Origin of the sequence: Bacillus sp. NPDC077411, from assembly GCF_044543425.1 — a bacterium.
Lineage (GTDB): Bacteria > Bacillota > Bacilli > Bacillales > Bacillaceae_G > Bacillus_A > Bacillus_A bruguierae.
This window is the reverse complement of the sequence record NZ_JBITWA010000002.1, coordinates 247,576-269,868: the sequence shown is the minus strand read 5'-3', so window position 1 is coordinate 269,868 and position 22,293 is coordinate 247,576. Positions and strand designations below refer to the sequence as shown.

Genomic DNA, 22,293 nt, shown 5'->3' with positions numbered 1-22,293 from the left:
TATCGTTTTCAATTACATCCACACCCCGATATAAATTCCTAACACTGCAAATAAAAGTCCTACTGACCAGAATGTCACAACCACTCGCCATTCTGACCAACCACATAATTCATAGTGGTGATGAAGCGGACTCATTTTAAATACACGCTTTCCTCGCGTTTTAAACGAGACAACTTGAATAATAACAGAGAGTGTCTCAATAACAAACATCCCACCAATGATAACTAACAACAATTCTGTTTTTGTTAAAATAGAAACAGCAGCTAAAGCACCACCAAGAGCTAAAGATCCTGTATCTCCCATAAATACTTTTGCAGGGTGAGCATTAAATACTAAAAATCCTAATACAGCTCCCACAACAGCCATACAAAAAATAGCAATTGTGTACTGTCCCTCAGCAAACGCAATAATACTATACGCCCCAAATGCAATGGCAGCCGTTCCTGCTAATAATCCATCTAGACCATCTGTTAAGTTAACTGCGTTTGAAGCTCCGATCAGCATAAAGAGCACGAGAATAAAGTATGCCCACTGCAAGTCAAACTTAATTTCCGTCCCTGGAATATTTAAATGTGTATCAAATCCTTGTCCTTTTGCAATGATAAAGAAAGCTACTGCAATAATAAATTGTCCTACTAATTTTTGTTTTGATGTTAAACCAAGATTTCTTTTTTTAACAACTTTAATATAATCATCTAAAAATCCAATTAAACCATAGCCAAATGTAACAAGAAGCAATAAGTACATCTCAGCACCCTTTTGAAATTTAAACATCATAATAATAGACGTAATCATAATTGAAATAAAAATAACAATTCCGCCCATAGTCGGTGTTCCCGATTTCTTTTGATGTGATTTTGGTCCTTCATCACGAATGCTCTGGCCAAATTTTAAACGACGTAAAAATGGAATGAAAATTGGTGACAACGCAACAGAAATTAAAAATGCCACCCCAACTGTAATTAATAATCCTTGTTCAAGCACTTTTAGTCCCCCTCTCTTGTTGTTATTCTTTCATGCTTAAACGTTGTGCAATTGCCTCCCCGGCAACCTCACGATCGTCAAAATGATGTACTTCTGTACCGATAATTTGATATGTCTCATGCCCTTTACCTGCAATTACAATAATATCTCCAGCTTTTGCTTCGGCAACAGCGTGAGATATCGCTTCTTTTCGATCAACAATTACTTCATAGTTATTCCCTTTTACACCTTCTATCATATCATCAAGAATTGCTTTGGGATGTTCGCTGCGCGGGTTATCTGATGTATAGATCGCATGCGTTGCGTATTTAGTGGCAACACTGGCCATAATTGGTCGTTTTGTACGATCTCGGTCTCCACCGCAACCAACAATACAATATACATTTCCTTTTGCAAATTGTTTCGTTGTCAACAATACATTTTCTAAACTATCTGGTGTATGTGCATAATCAACAATGACAGTAAAATCTTGACCTCTATCAACAACTTCAAAGCGTCCAGGTACACCTTTTAATTCTTTTACAGCATCAATAATTGTTTGCAGCGCTACACCCGAAACAAGACACGCAGCTGTTGCAGCTAACACATTATATACATTAAACTTCCCAATTAATTTCATCGTGATATCGATACTTTCGCTCGGAGTTACGAGTGTAAATTTCGTACCAGCACTTGTCATCTCAATGTTTTTCGCCATTATATCACTTTTTGTATCAATACCATACGTAATCACTGTTGCTGCTGTACTTTTCATATAGTCTGTTGCTGCAGCATCGTCATTATTTAATACAGCATACTTGATACGATTATGGTGATAGCTATTACCAAGTTGTGCAAATAGCAAGGCTTTTGCATATTTATACTCTTCCATCGTTTTATGATAATCTAAATGATCTTGCGTTAAGTTTGTAAACACCGCTACATCATAATCACATCCATGCACTCTTCCAAGATGCAAAGCATGTGAAGATACTTCCATAATAGCACTGTTTACATTTTGTTCGACCATTTTATAAAACGTCTTTTGTAACGTTAATGCATCAGGTGTTGTGTTTTTCACTTCAAACGTTTCATCACCTATTTTCATATTAATTGTTCCAATTAAGCCTGTTTTATGTCCATGTGCGCGCATAATTTCGTTCATTATATGCGATGTTGTTGTCTTTCCATTTGTACCTGTAATCCCCGTTAAATGTAACTTTTGCGTTGGCTGTCCATAAAAATAATCCGCTAACATCGCTAAAGAACGTACTGTATCTTTAACAAGTACAACTGGAACGTCAACATCAATAGGCCTTTCCGCAACAATAGCAGCCGCACCTTGCGCGGCTGCCTGCATAGCAAATTCATGACTATCAACCGTGAAACCTTTTATACATACAAATAAACTTCCAGTTGTCACTTTACGTGAATCCGCTTCAATAGATGTAATTTCCGGATTTTCTTTTGGAATAACCGGAAAATCATGCAAACTTGATACGAGTGTATGCAACTTCATTTCTTTAAACCCTCTCTACTCTTTATTTACCCCTTATAAATGGAGCCGTTAAAATACTCCATACATAAGAACGTCATACATTTCATCAACAGGCAATGTGAATCAAACATCTCACTACTATATATAAATCCATTTTGATTTTTCAACATATAAGTCACTGCTCTGCAAAACAAAAAATGACCGCTACTCGCTTTCTCTTTTTGTTTTAAACCTAGCATGTGGCCAAAAATAGGCCCTGATCGCTTCTATGCATGGCCAGATGCTCTCGTCCCTCTAAAAAAAGGGCGGTTTTTATGTCGTTTTTTCAATTTGTATTTATATAGTTAGTTGAATGTTATTATATCGTACACACATGCCTTCATACTTACTTATTAAAATATATTCGAACCTTGGAGCCTGCTTTTACTTTCGTGCCTGGTCTTGGAGACTGTTCAACCACTTTGTTTCCATCACCGCTGGCATCAATTTGTAAGTCGACAAGTTGACTTTGTAGTTCCTTTCGATCCATACCTACTATATCAGGGACCTCTACTAAAGGCGTCTCATCCCAAGTTAATTTCTTTTCAATTTGCTCTTTTCTAGGCTCTACTCCCATAACCGGTAAGACATCACGAAGAATATTCCCAACGATTGGCGCAGCAACAACCCCGCCAAATTGTGTAATTCCCTTTGGATTATCTACAGCGACGTATACAACAATTTGCGGATCATCTGCTGGTGCAAATCCAATAAATGATACGATATAGTTGTTATCCAAATATTTTCCATCTTTTACTTTTTGTGCTGTACCAGTTTTCCCTCCAACACGATATCCATCAATATAAGCTTTGTTACCTGAACCTTTTGCAACAACATTCTCAAGTGCATAACGCACCTTTTCAGACGTTTCCTTGGAAATAACTTGTTTCTTTGTGACAGGCGTTTTTTTACTAATCACTTTGTTCGTAGTTGGGTCTATAAATTCCTTCGCAATGTAAGGCTGATATAACGTACCTCCATTTACAGCAGCCGCTACTGCTGCTACTTGTTGAATCGGGGTAACGGAGACTCCTTGACCAAATGCTGTAGTCGCTTGTTCCACAGGTCCTACTTTTTTTAAATCAAATAAAATCCCTTTGCCTTCTCCCTGTAAATCAATACCTGTTTTTTGTCCAAATCCAAAATCACGGATATATTGAAACAGCTTTTCTTTCCCTAAACGGTCTCCAAGTTCTATAAAACCTGGGTTACAAGAGTTTTGAACAACCTCTAAAAACGTTTGGCTGCCATGCCCCCCTGCTTTCCAGCAACGCAATCTTGCACCGCCAACTTCTGCTGCTCCATCATCATAAAACGTATCTTTCTCCAAGTCTACTAATTTTTCATTTAAAGCAGCTGCAAGTGTAATAATTTTAAATGTGGATCCTGGTTCATATGTACTCCATACTGGAAGGTTTCGGTTAAACACTTCTGGTGAAACACTCCTGAAATCTGCTGGATCAAAACTCGGGCGACTGGACATTCCTAAAATTTCACCATTATTTGGGTTCATAGCAATCGCGATTATTCCATCTGGATGATACGTAGACTCTGCAATATTTAATTCTCTCTCCATAATTGTCTGAACACGTGAATCAATTGTCAACTTTAAATTCAAGCCATCTCCAGGTTCTTTATAATCATCACCAATGTTCGGCATGCGTTGTCCTTTCGCATCAGCAAAAAAACGGACATATCCTTTGTCACCATTTAATTCTTTGTCATAATATGACTCCAGTCCCATAAGCCCTTGATTATCACTCCCAGCAAATCCAAGCACATGTGATAAATATTTCCCAAACGGATAGTATCGAATTGAATCTTCAGCAATATATACACCTTTTAAACTTAAAGCTCTCACTTCTTTCGCCTTATCATGGGAAATTTTCCGCCCGCCTTTGTCTAATCTGACTATGGACTCTTTTTTTGTAAGGCGTTGATAAATCTCTTCTTTCGACACACCTAAAACTGCAGCTAATTTCTCTGCAGTCTCTGCTGGTTTTTCAATTTGCCGTGGTACCACAAAGACAGTTGGTGCACTTTTATTTGTTGCAAGTTCCACACCATTTCGATCTACAATTTTCCCCCGTTCAGGTTCAAATGTAATATTTCGACTCCATGAATCTTTCGCACGATCCGATAACATATTTCCAAGAAAAAACTGCACATATCCAAGACGAATATCAATAATTGTAAAAATAAGTATACCAAAAATAAGCACAAAAATAAGTCGTTTTCTCACTGTTACATTCGATACACGCATATTGGAACAAGCCCCTCCTTCACACCTAGCTTGTTCCAATATATGCTTGTACTTGTTTGATTAGAACACGTACACCTCTTCTATGTTACGTGCTCTCTTTCTGTTCCTTCTTATTTGGCTCCTGCTCTGCTTCTTGCTGCGGTTCAAGAGGTGGTTCAAGTTTTATTTCTACCTGCGTTTTTTCTTTTAACGGAGTGCCTTCAGCAACACTTTGCTCTGTTACATATCCTGTACCTGAAAGCTTCAAATCAAGATTTAATATTTTAGCTAAATTCATCACATCACGAAGTGCCCAACCATTAATATTCGGCATTTTCGGTTGATTCCCTACTAAAAATACGCGATCACCCGTTAACGTTTTTTCATTCGCTTTTGGCACTTGCTGTCCGACTTTTTCCTCTCCTAATATAACAGGTCGAAACTTCGCCTTTTCCAATATTCCCTTTGCTTCTTCCATTGTTTTACCTGTTACATTTGGAACAGTAGCTTGCTGCTGTTGTACTTGCTTTTTCACATCTTTTATTTCATTCGGTTTGATTTTTAAATACTCCAAACTATTTTTCGTTACAGATTTAAACATTTCAGATAACGGCTGTGCACCATTTTCAGTGTCTTTCAATTTAGGCTGTTTAATTGCTAAATATACGACAAGCTGCGGGTCATCCATTGGTGCCATACCAAGGAAGGAGAAAATATAATTTTCTCGCCCTGTCATATAACCGCCTTTTCCATTTGGAACTTGTGCTGTTCCTGTTTTACCACCAACGGAATATCCATCAAGTTTATACATCGTTCCAGTCCCTTTTGGTGATGTTACAACCCGTTCTAGCAGTTGCCTTACTTGCGTTGCAGTCTCTTTTGTAACTGGTTTCCCTACTTCCTCTGGACGGTGTTGCAAGACAACTTTATCATCCATCGGATCTACAACCTGATCAATCACATAGGGCTTCATCATTTTCCCATCGTTAGCAATTGCAGTAGCTGCTTGTACAAGTTGAATCGGAGTTACAGTAGAACCTTGTCCAAATGCTGTTGTTACTTGTTGGATTTTTTTATCAAATAAAATTGTATTTTCGCCTTCTCTAGGTAAATCAATACCTGTTTTTTCGTCTAGACCAAACTTATGAATATATTGACGAAAACGATCAGGTCCTAACTTTTCATTTCCTAAAATAGCAAAAGCAACGTTCGATGAGCGCTCAACTCCTTCATCAAACGTAATAGAACCCCATCCTGCACCGCTATTATGGTCTCCAATTTCCTCATTCCCTACTTTGTATTTACCAGATTGATAGTAATCTTGTCCTTTGTATACTCCCTCATTAATAGCAGCTGCTAACGTGAAGATTTTCATTGTTGAACCTGGTTCATAAGCATTTGCAATCGGATCATTTAAAAAATACTGGATATCTTGTTTATTCGGATCATAACTTGGTCTGCTAGACATCGCTAAAATCTTTCCTGTTTTCGGATCTGCTACGATCCCAATTAACATAGACGGATTATAACGTTTATCCGCTTCTACCATCGCATCTTCTAGAAAACTTTGAATATGTTGGTCGATTGTTAAATATACATTATCTCCGTTTTTAGGCGGCTTCACAGACTGTTTTCCACTTTCTAATGCGATACCTTTCGTATCTCCTGTATACTTCATGCTTCCATTAGAAGCTCGTAAATATTTATCCAAGCTTTGTTCAAGTCCAAACTTTCCTTCTGCAATTCCTTCATCATTTGGTTTTGCAAATCCAAGTATATAAGAAGCAAAATCCCCATTCGGATATATTCTTGCTTTTTCTGTAACAAAAGAAATTCCTTTTATATGCATATTGACAATTTGTTCTTTCTTTTCTTTCGTTAAGTTTTTTCCAATCGATCCGAATTCTACTTGCGCAGCATCTTTATTTAAATACTCTAAAATCTTTTCTTTATCTACCTCAAGTACTTTCGATATTTTCTCTGCAGCATCTTCTTTGTCTTCCACATGCTCTTGGCCTTTAAGTGCAGCAACCATCTTATATGAATTTGCATCTTGGGCAAGCACGTAACCATTTTGATCGTAAATCGTTCCTCGATTCGCTTCAAGTACTCCATTTTTATTATGTTTTCGCTCTGCAATTGGTTTTAAATCTACTCCATGCACTGTTTTCATTGTCTGAATATAAAGAAAGCGGGCTAACAACAGAAAAAAGAGCAGGAGAAACACCTTAATGAAGAATCCTGCTCCTTTATTGGTATGAAATTTACGTATATTCATCTCTTCTTCACACCTATTATATTAATTTAAGCCTTTTACATGATTGGCATTAATTTCAAGCCCATGTTTTTTTGCAATTTCTGCAATGCGATCATAACGTGTTAGCTTTTCCTTTTCAGCTTGTAATTCTTGATTTTCTTTTTGTTGTTTTATGCGCGTGCTTTCTATTTCTGTTACTTTAGCATCAGCTTCATATAATGCCGCTTTATTACCAATAAAGGCTACGCATGCATATAGTAAAAAACCAATAAATGCAACATACAATAATTTTTCAATTCTTGTAATTCGCTTAACTTTTGTTTTTACAGCTGGCTGTACTACTTGCTGCGGAGCTTGAGATTGTACTTCTATTTGTTGCTTTTTATACTTAACAGCTAAATTCGACATACCTCTCTCTCCTTTTTATAGTTTTTCAGCAATTCGTAACTTCGAAGAACGCGCTCGGTTATTTTCTTCTAACTCTACATCAGAAGGCAAAATCGGCTTTCTTGTAATTAGTTTCAACTTCGGCTTGTATTCGTCAGGAATAATTGGCAATCCTGGTGGAAGCTGTGGTGTTGTACTATATCTTTTGAATGTCGTTTTACAAATCCGATCTTCTAACGAGTGGAATGTAATCACACTAATTCGGCCACCTGTTTTTGTCATGTCAATTGCCGCTTCCAACGCTTCCTCAAATACTTTCAATTCATCATTAACTGCAATACGAATTGCCTGGAATACTCGCTTCGCAGGATGTCCTCCCGTTCGCCTTGCTGGAGCTGGAATCCCTTCTTTAATTAACTCCACTAGTTCTCCAGTTGTTTCAATTGGTTGTTTTTCACGGTACGCTTCAATTTTCCTTGCAATTTGCTTTGAAAACTTTTCTTCACCATATTGAAAAAAGATTCTTACAAGTTGTTCATATGACCAACTATTTACAACGTCATATGCTGTTAGCGGGGCATTTTGATCCATGCGCATATCAAGCGGAGCATCGTGGTGATAACTAAATCCACGTTCTGGCGTATCTAATTGTGGGGAAGAAACACCTAAATCAAATAAAATACCGTCTACTTCTGTTATTCCTAATTCATATAACCTTTCCTTTAAATAACGAAAGTTACTTTTTACAGTTATAAATTGACCATTGTAAGAAGAGAATTTTTCTTTTGCATTTTGAATTGCAACCTCATCTTGATCAAATGCAATTAGTCTTCCTTCTTCAGAAAGTTGAGATAGTAAATAAGCACTATGTCCTCCACCTCCTAGCGTACAATCTACATATGTACCATTTGGTTTAATTTCTAACCCATCTACTGTTTCTTTTAAAAGCACTGTTACATGTTTAAACATTGTTGCACCTACTTTTTTACAAAATAATCTTTTTGAGTCATCTTTTTATCCAAACTTCAAAAACGAAGAGAAATCAGGATAATTGTCCATAAAATTCCGATTGGAAAGGTTAGTAATTAGTAAGAATTCCACTCCCTACTAAATAATAGTCTTATCTTATTATATACTAAATCTTATCATCTTTTTCGGGAAATTACATAAAAACATGCCGAAAAAGATAATAATTCACCTTCTTTTTGTTTCATTTTATCAAAAAAGAACCGTTCTTCAAAAACAGAGTGCTTTCACCCCATATACTTTACGATACACATAATCAATAAATAAATTTATTTTACAGGTAATTCCACAAAATAAAATAAAATCCTGCTCTTAAGAGCAAGATTTTATAATTTTATAATATGATGTTTTCCATTCCAACGAAAAGTTTGTTTCATAACTCGCTCTACAAAATCAAGCCCATAGCCATTTAAATAATAACAAATGTTCCATATTCGTTCTTGCGGCGCACCTAGCGGTTGTAATGAGTGCTCGATTCTTCGGAATTTATTAAGCTGCACTTCATACTTTCTTTCTAAATCAGATTGAAGTGTCCGCTCTAACAATTCAAGTTGTTGCATAATTTTCAACTCATTTTTCTTCGCAAAATCTCGAAGGCCCGGACTCACTTTTTGAACAAATTGCTGCAAAGATGTATGAATTGCTCCAATCTGCTCCACTGCATTCGTAAATTGATTATCTATCGGCTCTTCAACTTGCATAGATAACCACTTTTCTCGTAATGTAACAATACCTTCACAGAACACTTCGCTCTCTTGAATCTGCAAATCCCGTAAATCAGTTTCAATATCACGCGCTAAATAACTAATTGTCAAACGAGGTACAACCGGCGGCATTTGGAAGTCCATTGCATGAAACACTTGTTGTAGTTCACTCCAATACGCAATTTCTCCTGGTCCACCAATAAATGCAAGTGTAGGAAAAATATATTCTTGCATAAGTGGTCTTGTAACAACATTGTTACTGAATCGTTCCGGATGATCTTCCATACTTTCTATAAGCTCCTCGTAGGAAAACGAATACATCCCTTCTTTACAAATAAAACACCCTTCTTCTTCCTCTAACAAAAGACGTTCCCCATTCATTTCCATAAAGATATGAACTACATTCTGTTTTGTTTCAATAATCGGTTTATACCCCAAATCACGTAATACACGTTGTTGATCATTAAGTGCTACTTGCACATTTTTGTAGCGCGCTAATAATTCTTTTAAAAAAGGAACTTCAATATTCCGAAGGATAGGATGATGAGAATCTACAAGAATTAAACCTGAATGCGCAAATAGCTTTGTAATAAAGTGTGCAAAAAAATCAACATATGTGCGTGATTGCTGTAAACATTCTTCTACAAAACGAAAGACATCCTTTGTATGCTTTGTTTCTGGATATGTTTTAAATATTTCTTCAATCCATTGTTTACAATCCTCGATGGAAATCTCCGTTTCAGAAGCACTTGCTTTATTTAGATGACGTTCATGAAAAATTGTTTTTTTCACTTTTCCGTTTTTCGTAACGAACGCATGGTTAATTTCATCAATGTCATGATCTTCCCCAGCAATCCAAAAAACAGGAACAACTCGTACTCCAAGTGAAGCTTCTTTTTCCTTTGCAAGTTGTAAAATAGATATAATTTTATGAATTGTATAAAGAGGACCTGTTAGCAATCCAGCTTGTTGTCCCCCTACAACAACGTATGTATCTTCTTCCAACAAAGCATGAATATTTTGAAGCGTTTTTTCTCCTGCATTTAATTCTTGATTATATTGTAATAAATGTGATACTAACTCTTGTCTTGGATACTGTCTATTTCGTAAATCTTGTATACGTCTTACAAAGCTCTCTTCTGTTATTTGATAATCAAAGCATTCTTGAATATCTTTTTCATGGTTTAAATAGTCCGCAACAACTCCTTGAAGCGGGACAGAGATTTCTTTTATCTCCATATACTTCTTCCTTTCATCTCCTGATCTCTCACCAACCAAATTGTAGTCAATGTTCGTTGTAAAAGCAAAGAATATCTCTTATCTTTCTAATCCTTTTATAGAATGATACAAAAAAGACAGCGTCGGAACTGATTTTTGTTGCTTCTCTGCTTCTTGAATTAAATAACCGACAATTGCATCAACTTCTGTTTTTCTATTATTGCGTATATCCGTTAACATAGAGGAAATATTATGAGCTGTATTTTCACATACTGTACATACACGCTCCCAATACTCTCCACATTGTAAATCGCCGACAATTCCCATTACTTCTGAAAACACTTGCTTCATCACTTTGTGAAACGAGGGATTTGTCAATAACTCTCCATTTTGCACACCAAACAGCGCAGTTAATGGGTTGATACACGCATTAACGACAAGCTTATTTATCATTATTCGCTTCCAATCATTTTCAAGCGCTACTGGGAATAGACCCGAAGAAAATGCAGGTAACAGAGGTTCAAATTGTTTCTTTTCTCCGTGTATGAGTCCAAATTTCGTACTACCTACCCCAGTATGATGAACGATACTCGCATTTTCCTTTTTCGCTCCGTGTTCTACAATTCCTATCGCAACACTAGCGCCTTGAATTTGCTGTAATAAATGAAGATGTCCCATTCCATTTTGCAAGAAAATAAGTCGTTTTTCCGCTTGCAAATACGGTAATATCTCTTCTAAATGATATTGTTTTACCGCAATAAACGTATAATCATGTGTTTCATTTTTTATATTCTCTAAAGGGCTAACACGAGGAAATACAGTTTCCCTCATACCATTTTGCACGCATGTAATCCCGCACTTATTCAAGTGCTCAGATTGCTCTACTGTTCGTGTATACAGTGTGACATCCTGCTCATTTTTTTGTAAATAAAACGCAAAAAGAAGTCCGATTGCTCCTGGCCCAACAATTCCAATTTCCATTTTTAAAAAGACCCCCATTTTCATCACGCTATACATCAAAATTTAAAAGATACATCATGATTAACTTTCTACAAAAACCAATTGTTAAAAGCTTCCCACTAATAAAAAATTCCTACTAACGAAAGCTTTACTATATATATAAATCCATTTTAATTTTCGACATCTTTGTCTAGCTCTGCCTCCTAAGCTATGAGGGCTTAAACAGTCGGCGCCGCTTTTCTTTATGATCCAGCTCCAGCGGCTAGAACAGTCGGTGGCTTCGCGTCTTCCGCCGAGGCAAAAAGCGCCTCTATGTCAGAAGCTCCATCCCCCTCTTGTTCTGAGCGAGCCGCTTCCGCTTTTCTTTACATGACCGCTACTATGCATGGCCAGATGCTCTCGCCCCCTAAAAAGAAAGAGGGTTTATATGTCGATTTTTTAATTTGTATTTATATAGTTTATAAAATTAGTTTAGCAAACTTCTAAAAAAAATACTGAAAGAATGATCTCTTTTCTTCATAAAATTAAAAAAATGCGTTATAATATTATTGTAAATATTTATACTTTTCTTTATTTTACAACAAGAAAAGGATGTGATTCTATGCATTTCCCGAAAGTTGAGCGCTTGCTCATCAATTATAAAACGTTAGAAGAGTTTAAAAAATTCAAAGGATGCGGCGCTGAAGAATTATCTATGCTGGAAGATTTACAAGCAAATATCATCGAAAACGATAGCGAATCCCCCTTTTATGGAATTTATTACGGCGGTTCTCTTATCGCACGCATGAGCTTGTATACGAAACAACAGTCCAGCAACAATTTGTTTTCTGGCCCTTATGTAGAACTTTTTAAACTCGAAGTGTTACCAATATTCCAAAAACAAGGATTCGGTAAGATGCTTGTCGATTATGCAAAACAATTGCATCTTCCTATCAAAACGATTGCTCGTGTCCAATCTGCTGATTTTTGGGAGAAATTACACTTCGAAAAAGTAACCATTGATGATGGTGATTTCTATATTTGGTATCCAAACGCAAATTTGAATGCGGTTACAAAAAGTGAATCCGCTTAAAAATAAAAACAGCTGCGTGACAGCTGTTTTTATTTTGATGTTTTTTCAAGTATTCCTTTTTCTCGTTTCCTTTCTCTTTCAGAAGGCTCTAATACCATCGAGTTTCTTTTTCGGTCGATATAATCAAATAAAGTACGATATTCTTCTTCATACAAAGACAATTGCTGCAGCAGCCCTTCTTTTTCCTTTTGCAACGTCTCAATTTTTTTATATAACTCCATTTCTTCTTCTTCTTTTTTATAACTTTGTAAAAAAACAATTACATCTTCTAACGTTATTGAAAGAGAGCTCACTTTCTCCTTCTTTTGTTCTTGCACTTCATAATTTTCAGCTTTCCGTATTTGCTTTGCTTCTTCAATGCGTTCTTTATATTGTTTACGCACGTAAGAATTCCAACGAAATCCACAAGCAGCAGGTGTCCGCGATAAATGTCTTCCTACTTCTTTGAAGGCAGAAAGCTGCGTTCCCCCTTCGCGAATATGCCGGAGCACTACTTCTGCCAGAAGTAAATCTTCGTCATCAGTCCATGCATCTTGTCTTGTTGTTGCCATCTCTCTAGTCCTCCTTATGCATTTTTTATTAAACATATGCAGTTACTAGAAAAGATAGAAGAATAACATGTAAAGAAAAGCAAAAAAATAAACGCAGAAGGTTTCCCTCCTGCGTTTATTTTTGCAATTACTTGCTGATTACTTCTTTACCTTTGTAAGTACCGCATGCTTTACATACACGGTGAGCTAATTTCGCTTCACCACAGCTTGGGCACTCTACCATACCAGGTACTGATAATTTGAAATGCGTACGACGCTTTCTTTTTACTGTTTTAGAAGTTCTTCTAAAAGGTACAGCCATTCTTCCCACCTCCTTAAAAGAGAAAGTTATTTTCATACGAAGGCCCGAAACGGTCTTCTGATTATTTGTCAAAAAACTTCGCAAGTCCTGCTAATCTTGGATCAACAGGCTTTTCTTCGCTTTTTTCCGAAATCACTTGCCAATCTCGACCTTGCATCGGTGTTCCCTCTGAAACATCCTCACTGAAAATTTGCATTGGAATCTCCAATAGTATATTTTCCTTAATTACAGGGAGTAAGTCAAGTACTTCTCCTTCTAAGTAATGAAAATCTGCTTCAGGTTCATAATCTTCTTTCGAAACTAAGAACACCTCAGTTGTTTCAATGTCAAATGGTAATGTTACATCTACTAACGTTCTAGAGCATGGTAATACCATACTTCCTGTTATATGTAGATGAAACGTAAATTTGTTAGAGCCAAAATCAACTCTACCTGTCACATGAACAGGAGTAACGTCTCGAACATCTTTCTCAACATTATTCAGATCACTAACATCTACCATCTCATCTAACGTTAGTCCTTTTTGTCGATATTTGTTCAATTGATGAATCGACCATTTCATACTCATATCACCTCAAGGCAACAAACAAAATTATAGCTAGCCATTGTATATTTGTCAATATTTTTTCTTTACACTATAATGAAGTCATTATAGGAAATAATATATAGATTATCATGTTTTAGAAAAAGATGCTACACTGAAAGGGGAGATTCTTATAAAAGCTAGCGGCATTGTTGTTGAATATAATCCATTTCACAATGGTCATGCTTATCATATGCAACAAACTAAAAAGTTAACAAAGGCAGATATTATTATTGCTGTTATGAGCGGACCCTTTTTACAGCGCGGAGAACCGGCTCTCGTTTCAAAATGGGCGCGAACACAAATGGCATTAGCAAATGGTGTGGACATTGTCGTCGAACTCCCATATGCCTTCGCAACGCAAAAAGCTGAAACATTTGCAAACGGTGCTATTTCAATATTAGATGCTCTTCGTGTCTCTGAGATTTGTTTTGGGAGTGAAAGTGGTAATATCGAACATTTCTACAATACAGTTACTTTGCGTCAAACTGAGCAAGAGGCATTCCATTCCCTTGTGCAGCGATACTTAAAAACAGGCATGAGTTATGCGAAAGCAACTTCTGAGGCATTTTCATCCTTACAAAAAAACATAGCTACTATCGACATTTCAGAGCCTAATAATATTTTAGGAATGCATTACATAGAAGCCATTATCCAACAAAAAAGTTTAATGAAGGCAAGTACAATTAAGCGTTTTGCTTCTCACTATCATGACGAAACATTTCAAAATGAACGAATTGCTAGTGCAACGAGTATTCGCAAACAATTATTTAATGATTCGGAAACTTTTTCAACAATTATTCCCTTTGTTCCAAAAATAACAAACCTACTTTTAGAGCAATATAAACATTCCTATCACCTATTACATAATTGGGAGCATTATTTTCACTTACTAAAATATAAACTCCTAACCATGTCACCATCGCAATTACAAAATATATATGAAGTAGAGGAAGGGTTGGAACATCGGATTTTATCTTCTATCCAAGAAGCAACTTCATTTACAAAATTTATGGAAGTATTAAAAACAAAACGTTACACATGGACACGACTACAGCGCATTTGCACACACATTTTAACCAACACAACAAAAGAAGAGATGCACAAAGCCCATGTAGAACAACACGCACAATATATTCGTTTACTCGGCATGTCCCAAAAAGGACAAGCGTATATATCAGCAAAAAAAAAGCAAATAACACTTCCATTGCTTTCTCATACAAAAACGTTACAACATCCTCTTCTAGATATAGACCGAAAAGCAAGCGCTGCTTATTTCTCTATTTTACAAGGAACCCTTTGTGGTGAAATGATAAAGCGAGATATAACGCAGCACCCTATTCGATATAACGAAGTGCAACATGTATTTTTGTAAAGTGAAACTTCCAGCAGTGAGGGGGATGGAGCTTCTGACGTAGAGGCGTTTTTTACCTCGTAAGAAGAAGCGAAGCAACCGAACATTCTAGCCATTGGGACTAGACAACGCCCCTCTCTCAGCCTTAAGATGGGGGTCTTACTGCCCACGAATAGCGGGATAAAGTGAATCTTCCAGCTTTCCCTTCTTCATCTTTCGCTGTCTGAAAATAGAATGATAAAAAAATCCTCTCTTAAACGAGAGGATTTACTTTTTTTCTGACATTTTATTCAAATACGTTAACGCATCATCTATCGTATCTACAGGTATAATTTTCATTTTGGTGTTTATATCTTTAGCTGTTTTCACTGCCTCTTTATAATTTGAATTCTCTTTTCCATTCTCATTTGGAGCAAAGAATACTTCTGCACCTGCATTATGAGCTGCAACTACTTTTTGAGAAATACCTCCAATTGGACCGACTTCTCCTTTTTCATTTATCGTTCCAGTTCCAGCTATTTCGTGACCTTTCGTTATATCTTCTTTCACGAGCTGATTATAAATTTCTAACGTAAACATAAGACCAGCAGAAGGTCCCCCAATCTTATGCGCATCAATTTTCACATTAGGACTTACTGTAAGCTTCTTATCTGTAATAATAGAAACCCCAATACCAGCGCGACTTTTATCTTCTGGAATTGGCTTCAGTACAAATTTTTCTTCCTTTTCTTTATTTTCATGGACATATTTAACACTTACTTTATCATTTTGTTTTTTTGTTTTCATATATGCAATAAACTGCTCTGCCGTTTGCAATGATTGCCCATCAACAGCAAGAATACGATCTCCAAGCTTTAATTTTTCAGCAGCTGGCATATCATTTGCAATACCAACTACAAGCACACCTTGATTTTCAAACGTAACAGGAGCATTTGCTCGTTTATACGCATTATAAATAGCCGCATCTTGTGACTCTTTCATTGCATATACTTGGCGAAATTGATACTCTTCATCACTTTCACCTTTTCTTAAAATTTCTTCCTTCTTAAAAATTTCTTCATATTTGTTAAATTTAGCAGAAAGAAAATTCACAACATTCGCTCGTCCCATCGAAACTGTAACGAGCATAAAATCCCCTTTCTCTTTATTCCCTCCTTCAACCTTTACATATGGCTCTAATTTCTCTGCCATACCTGGCTTTGTAATATAGTATGGCAGAGGGACAAATACAATTAGCATTGCAATAATTACTCCAATAAGTAGTGCATATAAATACCGAAACTTTTTAAACATCCTTTTTCTCCTTCCACTGCTCAATCAATGTGTAAATTGTTTGAATATGCTGCTTTGCTTCTTCTTCACCAACACGAATAATATCTTCTATATTCGTAAAGGCTCGCGAACTAAATTGTTCTACAGCTGGATGCATCATTAAATCTGATGCAATTTGTCTATTTACTACAAGTTCGTGTTGCATAATTTCAATGCTTTGCATAATGACATCATAAATGGATGTAACTTCTCCATTAACCTTAATAGGAGATACATCAACAGCAATCACAATATCAGCTCCTAATTTTTTTACTACCGATACTGGAATACGATCAATCACTCCTCCATCAACGAGCAGTCTTCCATTTATTTTCTCTGGAACAAATATACCGGGCACAGAAATACTCGCCCTAACAGCATCTGCAATAGAACCTTGTGTAAAGACAACCTTTTCACCATTTAGAATATCAGTTGCTACAACCGCTGTTGGAATATCTAGCTCTTCTAATTTTTTATTATATGTAAACATTTTAATCATATCTTTTACACGTTTTCCAGTAATAAATCCCATTTTAGGTACAGTAAAGTCCAAATAGTACTTCCGCTTAAATACTGTCGCTAAACGATACAAACGATCCACATTACATCCCGCTGCATAAAACGTACCTATTAGTGCCCCCATACTGCTCCCTGCGATCATATGAATAGGTACACCAGCGTCTCGCAACACTTTAATAACACCAACATGCGCAAATCCCTTTGCTCCGCCTGATCCAAGCGCTAATCCAATTTTCGGTTCTCTCATCTTCTTCACCCTCAAAAATTTTTCACTCTCTTTTTATACTTATGGTCTAATTTCACCATGTATCCTCGTATACTGAAATGAACATTTGGGACAAAGGGGGATACAAAATGTACGAAAAATGGAAAACAAGCTTTCTCACCATATCGGTTTCTTTTATTACAATTTCTCTCGTACTCCATCCCCAAGCAGCACTACAATCATCTATTCGAGGCTTAAATATATGGTGGGAAGTTGTATTTCCTTCATTGCTACCTTTTTTTATTATTGCAGAACTTCTAATCGGGCTAGGAGTTGTAAAGTTTATCGGTGTGCTATTAGAGCCCTTGATGCGTCCACTCTTTCGTGTACCTGGTATCGGAGGCTTTGTATGGGCAATGGGGATGGCCTCGGGTTTCCCTGCAGGCGCAAAATTAAGTGCTCGGTTACGCCAAGAAAACCAACTTACACAAATTGAAGCAGAACGTCTAGTATCTTTCACAAACTCTTCTAATCCATTATTTATTTTTGGTGCTGTAGCGATCGGTTTCTTTGACAACCCAAAACTAGGACTTATTTTAGCAGCCTCCCATTATGTTAGTAATTTCACAGTTGGACTACTCATGCGCTTTTACCAAGATAATCGCGAGCAACCAAAAGCAAAGAGGCATGCACCGCCAATCCCATTGCGGCAAGCTTTTTCTGTTCTTCATAAAACTCGCTTACAAGAAAAACGTCCCATTGGCAAATTAATTGGTGATGCGATTAATTCTTCTGTTCAAACATTACTTATGATTGGCGGGTTTATTATTTTATTCTCTGTTTTAAATAAAATGTTAACTGTGTTTCATATTACAACTTTCCTTGCTTTTATTATGAAACAAATATTAGTTGCATTTCAACTTTCGCCTTATTTTAGTTTCCCTATTTTGTCAGGCCTTTTTGAAATGACACTCGGGAGTCAAATGATTAGCCAAACAGAACACACTTCTCTTTTACAACAAGCCATGATGACAAGTTTTGTTTTAGCATTTAGCGGTCTTTCCATCCAAGCTCAAGTTGCCAGCATTTTAGCAGAAACAGATATTCGCTTTAAACCATACTTTATTGCACGTATTATTCAAAGTTTCCTTGCCCCAATCTATACATACATATTTTGGGGACCACTTTATGAAAAATTACATTCTTTTTCACCTACTCAATACGACATTCCAGTCTTTTTATCTGAACAATCTACCGTGTTTGCAAAAGGATGGACCTCACTTATTATGTACGGTCCGACTTTCACACTATTTTGTTTATATTTATATGTTACGTTACTCTTTTTACGTCTCATTCATAACAAAAAACCCCGTTCATCATAACGGGGTTTGAAACTTCTCTTTTAAAGCACGTTCTACAATTGGTGGAACAAGCCCAGAAACATTACCACCATAACGAGCTACCTCTTTTACAATACTTGAACTTAAAAAGGAATATTGGTTATTCGTCATAATAAAAAACGTTTCTACATTCTCTTCCAATTTACGATTCATGGATGTAATTTGCATTTCATATTCAAAGTCAGATACCGCACGTAAACCGCGTAAAATCGCATTCGCATTACGCATCCTCGCATATTCAACTAATAACCCACTATGCGAATCAACCTTTACATTCGGAATGTCTTTTGTCGCCTCACGAATTAATTCTAAACGCTCCTCTACCGTAAAAAGCGGTTTTTTTGATGAATTATTTAAAACCACAACATATACTTCATCAAAAACTTTTGCACCCCTTTTAATAATATCTAAATGTCCAAGCGTAATCGGATCAAAACTTCCCGAAGAAATTGCTATGCTTGCCATTCGGTCCCCTCACCTTCATACTTATAAATCGAAATCGCTATAATACCATAGTTTTCAGCTCTTACCTTCACAAGTCTACCAATAGTTTCAGGTAGTTCTACATCTACCCCATGTTCAGCCATAACGATTCCATCTTCTTTCAATAGACCATGTTGATCCATTATACTTATTAAAGAAACAATCTTTTGATCTTTATACGGCGGATCTAATAGTACAAGATCGAACAATAACTCACGTTTCATAAGCGCTTTTACAGCACGTTCTGCATCATTTCTATATACTTCAGCTTGCGCTTCTAACTTGCAACTTTCTAAATTTTGATGGATAACCTTTATCGCTTTTCCATCACGATCAACAAAAATAGCCTTATCTATCCCTCTACTAAGAGCCTCAATACCAAGCCCACCGCTCCCGCCAAACAAATCAAGAGCTAAACCACCGTCAAAATAAGGACCGATAATATTAAAAATCGCTTCTTTCACCTTATCTGTTGTCGGCCGTGTTGTATTACCTGGTACAGCTTTTAAAGGATGACCTTTACACTTTCCCGAAACTACTCTCATAATTTTTCACTACCTTTATCTCTTTCTATATAAATCCAAATTAAAAAACGACATAAAACCATTCTTATTAGGTGGGCGAGGGCATCTGGCTATGCATAGAAGCGGTCAGATCCTTTTTCTGCCACATGCGAAGTTCAAACAAAGGAAGAAGGCAAGTGCAGGCTCCTTTGTTTTTACATAACAGCAATCTATATGTCGAAAAATCAAAATGGATTCATATAACAAATGTTCATATAAATCATTCTTGTATAAGCTCAACTTCATCCCGCTATTCGTGGGCAATAATACCTCCACTGATGAAAGTTTCACTTTATGTATATTCACCTTTTTTATCCTATCATAAAACATGCGAAAGAAAAATAAAAAGGAAAAGAGAAAATTTAATTTTATAATGTATATCTTCATACAGTTTGGGGATAAATAAGTATAACAACATCACCTTCGATGTTGTTGCCAACCGCGGAGAAGACTTACGTTTCCCCATAAGTTCTTCCTCCGGTTTCTCCTCTCCCTTTGCCTTCTTGCTAGTCATGCTAGTATAAGAAGGGCCCTGCTTCGGCAGGGTTTTTTCTTTGTCTCCTTTTCATTTTGAAACTGAAATGATACAGTAAAAGAAAGAGGAGGAAAAGACATGATTCAACGTTTTATTGAACTAGGAGAAGGATACTCCGATTTATACGAATTACTCGAAATTGCAAAAGCAAACAAACATCGAGTATCGCATATGCTTCAATTTAATACTTCGAAAAACGACAAAGCTGTATGCTCTCTTGTCGTTGTTCTTCACCCCACGACAGTAGGCGATTTTCAGCCTTTATACATATGTCGAGAAGGGATCCCTGTATTAACAGATAAAAAAAGCAAACGAATTACTTTATTTGAAGAAACAGCTGAACAAATCGGAAAAAAAGTGGTTTCTTTTACTGTAAAACCATCTACTACATTTCCAGAAAATGAACTATACTTCAACCATCTCATCGGTATTTTACGAATGAATCATTTTATTCCACCGATGCAATAAGGTGAAGAATACAAGAAAGCCCCACCAGAATTTAGGTGGGGTTTTAATCTATCTTATTATAATCATATTCTTTTGCGCGATCTGGTCTGGAATTTTCGAACTCCGTTTTTAAAAACGGCCGATAAGATGGCTCTATTTTTTTTACAAACGGAAGCTTATTTAATTTTTGCATCATATGTTCTAATTGCTCCATATCACAATACACAACAGCATATTTAAACCGTTTCGATATGTAATGAATGTTTCCATATTTCCTTAAAATTTTAGCATGTTTTAAGGAATGTAGATAGACAATCATACTTTGTCGTTGCCCAAACATAATGTTCTCCTTTTATTTAATATCATTCATTTATTTCATAATAAGCCACAGAAATTTATCCTGTATTAATGGGTACCCTACTGATGAAGGCTTCATCATCGATTTTCAAATATTAAAAATACCGGAAGCCATTTCTTACATTCTTTTTTCTTCTATATTCTAAAAAACGGGGCAGATTACCCCGTTTTTTTGCACCCGCAACTACCTCCAGAACCACAACCGCCTCCACAACCACCTGCATCAAAAAACGGGTTGCCTGTCGGAACTTTAATAGCAGGAGAGATCTCAGCACCCATAATTACACTAATCTCATCCAATAACTTTTGTAAATCATTTTCCGCCTTTTTAAAAGCAGCAATTTTTTCATGTAAATCTACTGCTCGTTTTAACTCCCGCATTTGTTTCGATACAGATGTATAGTCCGGATGATATTTTCCAAAGCGCTGCACTTCTTCATAACGCTCTTTCATTTCTGTAAATTGTCGAATTAGCGTTTGTACTTCCGAATCTTGCTGCAATGCATAGTAGCACTTGCGGTATTGCTCTGCTATATCTGAAAGAACAACTGCCTTTGCAAGTTGTTCAGCCTTGTCTAAAATCATTACGCTCTCTAGCGTCGCTGCAATCATGAGAGACACCTCCGAATATTAATCATATCACATTTACAGCAGAACTACTAATTCCATGACTTTATTCAGATATAGATTACAGACAAATATGTTCGGCGATATTGTACTTCAAAATTTCCCATGTTCCCTCTATTTCTCTCACATAACTGATACAAGCATTTTGTAGTGGTGTTTGAAACGTAATTTCTTCCGGAGAAATAGCATGTAACATCGCTTTAATTGCATGGGAATGTGCAACAATAATAATACGTTTTCCCATATATTTTTGAGCAACATCTTTTAATGCTACAAAACACCGCTCAACAATTTCTTGATCCGTTTCCATTCCTTCCACGTTACCATCTGCAATAAACTGTCTAACTTCAGCAACTGGCTTTCCGGATGCTACTCCAAAATTTCGTTCCATAAAACGTTCATCAAGATGAATTGTGTCTATTTTCACCGCATTAGCAATAGCTTGCGCTGTTTCATATGCTCTTACTAGTGGACTACTAACGATGATATCCCATGATTCAGCTTTTAAAGCTACTGCACTTTGACTTGCTTGCTTTTTTCCAATTTCATTTAAAGGAATATCTTCTCTTCCTTGAATAATCTCTTGAAAATTCCAATCAGTTTGTCCATGTCGTACTAAACAAATTTCCGTCATGCTATAACTCCTTTTTCTATAATCCATTTTTATTGTAACAAAAGTTTCGCATGACGG

At 36.4% G+C, this 22,293-nt stretch carries 22 protein-coding genes; 4 read left to right on the top strand and 18 right to left on the bottom strand.

Annotated elements, in window-relative coordinates:
• Positions 1–12 precede the first annotated feature (12 nt).
• The 8 genes from mraY to ACIGHG_RS04750 all read right to left on the bottom strand — a co-directional run bounded on the left by mraY (position 13) and on the right by ACIGHG_RS04750 (position 11,315).
• The gene (gene mraY / locus ACIGHG_RS04785; RefSeq protein WP_090914386.1) at positions 13–984 is read right to left on the bottom strand and encodes a phospho-N-acetylmuramoyl-pentapeptide-transferase; all 972 of its coding nucleotides are present in this window, start codon (positions 982–984) and stop codon (positions 13–15) included.
• A gap of 22 nt (positions 985–1,006) precedes the next feature.
• The gene (locus ACIGHG_RS04780; RefSeq protein WP_336473474.1) at positions 1,007–2,482 is read right to left on the bottom strand and encodes a UDP-N-acetylmuramoyl-L-alanyl-D-glutamate--2,6-diaminopimelate ligase; all 1,476 of its coding nucleotides are present in this window, start codon (positions 2,480–2,482) and stop codon (positions 1,007–1,009) included.
• Between the two features lie 364 nt (positions 2,483–2,846).
• Positions 2,847–4,763 (bottom strand): stage V sporulation protein D, encoded by a 1,917-nt coding sequence (locus tag ACIGHG_RS04775; RefSeq protein ID WP_090914382.1) that lies wholly within the window; start codon positions 4,761–4,763, stop codon positions 2,847–2,849.
• A gap of 85 nt (positions 4,764–4,848) precedes the next feature.
• Entirely contained in the window at positions 4,849–7,020 is a 2,172-nt protein-coding gene (locus ACIGHG_RS04770; protein ID WP_336473475.1) for a penicillin-binding transpeptidase domain-containing protein, read from the bottom strand.
• Between the two features lie 21 nt (positions 7,021–7,041).
• Positions 7,042–7,407: a cell division protein FtsL gene (gene ftsL, locus ACIGHG_RS04765; RefSeq protein ID WP_336473476.1), complete on the bottom strand. Its 366-nt coding sequence runs from the start codon at positions 7,405–7,407 to the stop codon at positions 7,042–7,044.
• A gap of 15 nt (positions 7,408–7,422) precedes the next feature.
• Entirely contained in the window at positions 7,423–8,355 is a 933-nt protein-coding gene (rsmH, locus tag ACIGHG_RS04760; RefSeq protein ID WP_090914377.1) for a 16S rRNA (cytosine(1402)-N(4))-methyltransferase RsmH, read from the bottom strand.
• Between the two features lie 383 nt (positions 8,356–8,738).
• Positions 8,739–10,355: a bacillithiol biosynthesis cysteine-adding enzyme BshC gene (bshC, locus tag ACIGHG_RS04755; RefSeq protein ID WP_336473477.1), complete on the bottom strand. Its 1,617-nt coding sequence runs from the start codon at positions 10,353–10,355 to the stop codon at positions 8,739–8,741.
• 78 nt (positions 10,356–10,433) lie between these two features.
• Positions 10,434–11,315: a 2-dehydropantoate 2-reductase gene (locus ACIGHG_RS04750; RefSeq protein ID WP_336473478.1), complete on the bottom strand. Its 882-nt coding sequence runs from the start codon at positions 11,313–11,315 to the stop codon at positions 10,434–10,436.
• Positions 11,316–11,895: 580 nt separating this feature from the next.
• Here ACIGHG_RS04750 and ACIGHG_RS04745 point away from each other — a divergent pair.
• Positions 11,896–12,366: an N-acetyltransferase gene (locus tag ACIGHG_RS04745; protein WP_336473479.1), complete on the top strand. Its 471-nt coding sequence runs from the start codon at positions 11,896–11,898 to the stop codon at positions 12,364–12,366.
• A 29-nt stretch (positions 12,367–12,395) separates the two neighbouring features.
• Here ACIGHG_RS04745 and ACIGHG_RS04740 read toward each other — a convergent pair whose 3' ends face one another.
• From ACIGHG_RS04740 to ACIGHG_RS04730, 3 genes are all read right to left on the bottom strand, one after another.
• Complete coding sequence (locus ACIGHG_RS04740; protein WP_336473480.1) at positions 12,396–12,917, bottom strand: RsfA family transcriptional regulator; 522 nt, start codon at positions 12,915–12,917, stop codon at positions 12,396–12,398.
• A gap of 127 nt (positions 12,918–13,044) precedes the next feature.
• Positions 13,045–13,218 carry a 50S ribosomal protein L32 gene (gene rpmF / locus ACIGHG_RS04735; protein WP_001984764.1) on the bottom strand — a complete coding sequence of 58 codons (174 nt, stop codon included), beginning with the start codon at positions 13,216–13,218 and terminating at the stop codon, positions 13,045–13,047.
• Positions 13,219–13,279: 61 nt separating this feature from the next.
• Positions 13,280–13,780, bottom strand: a complete 501-nt coding sequence (locus tag ACIGHG_RS04730) for a YceD family protein (RefSeq protein ID WP_336473481.1) — start codon at positions 13,778–13,780, stop codon at positions 13,280–13,282.
• A 154-nt stretch (positions 13,781–13,934) separates the two neighbouring features.
• Between ACIGHG_RS04730 and ACIGHG_RS04725 the strand changes: the two genes are divergently transcribed.
• Positions 13,935–15,176, top strand: coding sequence for a nucleotidyltransferase (locus ACIGHG_RS04725; protein ID WP_396547504.1), 1,242 nt, complete (start codon positions 13,935–13,937; stop codon positions 15,174–15,176).
• Positions 15,177–15,422: 246 nt separating this feature from the next.
• Here ACIGHG_RS04725 and ACIGHG_RS04720 read toward each other — a convergent pair whose 3' ends face one another.
• Both ACIGHG_RS04720 and ACIGHG_RS04715 read right to left on the bottom strand, forming a co-directional pair.
• Positions 15,423–16,394 (bottom strand): SepM family pheromone-processing serine protease, encoded by a 972-nt coding sequence (locus tag ACIGHG_RS04720; RefSeq protein WP_396547502.1) that lies wholly within the window; start codon positions 16,392–16,394, stop codon positions 15,423–15,425.
• Between the two features lie 46 nt (positions 16,395–16,440).
• Positions 16,441–17,232: a patatin-like phospholipase family protein gene (locus tag ACIGHG_RS04715; protein ID WP_336473483.1), complete on the bottom strand. Its 792-nt coding sequence runs from the start codon at positions 17,230–17,232 to the stop codon at positions 16,441–16,443.
• Between the two features lie 107 nt (positions 17,233–17,339).
• On the opposite strand from ACIGHG_RS04715, the gene ylbJ reads away from it, so the two are divergent.
• Entirely contained in the window at positions 17,340–18,572 is a 1,233-nt protein-coding gene (gene ylbJ, locus ACIGHG_RS04710) for a sporulation integral membrane protein YlbJ (RefSeq protein ID WP_336473484.1), read from the top strand.
• Here ylbJ and coaD read toward each other — a convergent pair.
• Positions 18,567–19,055 (bottom strand): pantetheine-phosphate adenylyltransferase, encoded by a 489-nt coding sequence (gene coaD / locus ACIGHG_RS04705; RefSeq protein WP_020059268.1) that lies wholly within the window; start codon positions 19,053–19,055, stop codon positions 18,567–18,569. The two genes, ylbJ and coaD, sit on opposite strands and share 6 nt — an antisense overlap.
• On the bottom strand, positions 19,043–19,618 hold the full coding sequence (gene rsmD, locus ACIGHG_RS04700) for a 16S rRNA (guanine(966)-N(2))-methyltransferase RsmD (protein WP_336473485.1): 576 nt from the start codon (positions 19,616–19,618) through the stop codon (positions 19,043–19,045). Before rsmD ends, coaD begins: the two co-directional genes overlap by 13 nt.
• Positions 19,619–20,249: 631 nt before the next feature.
• Between rsmD and ACIGHG_RS04695 the strand changes: the two genes are divergently transcribed.
• A complete protein-coding gene (locus ACIGHG_RS04695) occupies positions 20,250–20,639 on the top strand; it encodes a DUF7147 family protein (RefSeq protein ID WP_090914354.1) in 390 nt (129 codons plus the stop codon).
• Positions 20,640–20,682: 43 nt separating this feature from the next.
• Here ACIGHG_RS04695 and ACIGHG_RS04690 read toward each other — a convergent pair whose 3' ends face one another.
• The 3 genes from ACIGHG_RS04690 to ACIGHG_RS04680 form a co-directional block, all read right to left on the bottom strand.
• A complete protein-coding gene (locus ACIGHG_RS04690; RefSeq protein WP_090914352.1) occupies positions 20,683–20,958 on the bottom strand; it encodes a YlbG family protein in 276 nt (91 codons plus the stop codon).
• Positions 20,959–21,134: 176 nt separating this feature from the next.
• Positions 21,135–21,587 carry a YlbF/YmcA family competence regulator gene (locus ACIGHG_RS04685; protein WP_336473486.1) on the bottom strand — a complete coding sequence of 151 codons (453 nt, stop codon included), beginning with the start codon at positions 21,585–21,587 and terminating at the stop codon, positions 21,135–21,137.
• Between the two features lie 76 nt (positions 21,588–21,663).
• Positions 21,664–22,236 carry a histidine phosphatase family protein gene (locus ACIGHG_RS04680; protein WP_090914349.1) on the bottom strand — a complete coding sequence of 191 codons (573 nt, stop codon included), beginning with the start codon at positions 22,234–22,236 and terminating at the stop codon, positions 21,664–21,666.
• Positions 22,237–22,293: the final 57 nt, after the last annotated feature.

Excerpts from the sequence above, each read along its gene's own strand:
- ACIGHG_RS04780 (WP_336473474.1), bottom strand. The coding sequence starts at position 2,482 with ATGAAGTTGCATACACTCGTATCAAGTTTGCATGATTTTCCGGTTATT.
- ACIGHG_RS04775 (WP_090914382.1), bottom strand. The coding sequence starts at position 4,763 with ATGCGTGTATCGAATGTAACAGTGAGAAAACGACTTATTTTTGTGCTT.
- ACIGHG_RS04770 (WP_336473475.1), bottom strand. The coding sequence starts at position 7,020 with ATGAATATACGTAAATTTCATACCAATAAAGGAGCAGGATTCTTCATT.
- ftsL (WP_336473476.1), bottom strand. The coding sequence starts at position 7,407 with ATGTCGAATTTAGCTGTTAAGTATAAAAAGCAACAAATAGAAGTACAA.
- rsmH (WP_090914377.1), bottom strand. The coding sequence starts at position 8,355 with ATGTTTAAACATGTAACAGTGCTTTTAAAAGAAACAGTAGATGGGTTA.
- bshC (WP_336473477.1), bottom strand. The coding sequence starts at position 10,355 with ATGGAGATAAAAGAAATCTCTGTCCCGCTTCAAGGAGTTGTTGCGGAC.
- ACIGHG_RS04750 (WP_336473478.1), bottom strand. The coding sequence starts at position 11,315 with ATGGAAATTGGAATTGTTGGGCCAGGAGCAATCGGACTTCTTTTTGCG.
- ACIGHG_RS04745 (WP_336473479.1), top strand. The coding sequence starts at position 11,896 with ATGCATTTCCCGAAAGTTGAGCGCTTGCTCATCAATTATAAAACGTTA.
- ACIGHG_RS04740 (WP_336473480.1), bottom strand. The coding sequence starts at position 12,917 with ATGGCAACAACAAGACAAGATGCATGGACTGATGACGAAGATTTACTT.
- rpmF (WP_001984764.1), bottom strand. The coding sequence starts at position 13,218 with ATGGCTGTACCTTTTAGAAGAACTTCTAAAACAGTAAAAAGAAAGCGT.
- ACIGHG_RS04730 (WP_336473481.1), bottom strand. The coding sequence starts at position 13,780 with ATGAAATGGTCGATTCATCAATTGAACAAATATCGACAAAAAGGACTA.
- ACIGHG_RS04720 (WP_396547502.1), bottom strand. The coding sequence starts at position 16,394 with ATGCTAATTGTATTTGTCCCTCTGCCATACTATATTACAAAGCCAGGT.
- ACIGHG_RS04715 (WP_336473483.1), bottom strand. The coding sequence starts at position 17,232 with ATGAGAGAACCGAAAATTGGATTAGCGCTTGGATCAGGCGGAGCAAAG.
- ylbJ (WP_336473484.1), top strand. The coding sequence starts at position 17,340 with ATGTACGAAAAATGGAAAACAAGCTTTCTCACCATATCGGTTTCTTTT.
- coaD (WP_020059268.1), bottom strand. The coding sequence starts at position 19,055 with ATGGCAAGCATAGCAATTTCTTCGGGAAGTTTTGATCCGATTACGCTT.
- rsmD (WP_336473485.1), bottom strand. The coding sequence starts at position 19,618 with ATGAGAGTAGTTTCGGGAAAGTGTAAAGGTCATCCTTTAAAAGCTGTA.
- ACIGHG_RS04695 (WP_090914354.1), top strand. The coding sequence starts at position 20,250 with ATGATTCAACGTTTTATTGAACTAGGAGAAGGATACTCCGATTTATAC.
- ACIGHG_RS04690 (WP_090914352.1), bottom strand. The coding sequence starts at position 20,958 with ATGTTTGGGCAACGACAAAGTATGATTGTCTATCTACATTCCTTAAAA.
- ACIGHG_RS04685 (WP_336473486.1), bottom strand. The coding sequence starts at position 21,587 with ATGATTGCAGCGACGCTAGAGAGCGTAATGATTTTAGACAAGGCTGAA.
- ACIGHG_RS04680 (WP_090914349.1), bottom strand. The coding sequence starts at position 22,236 with ATGACGGAAATTTGTTTAGTACGACATGGACAAACTGATTGGAATTTT.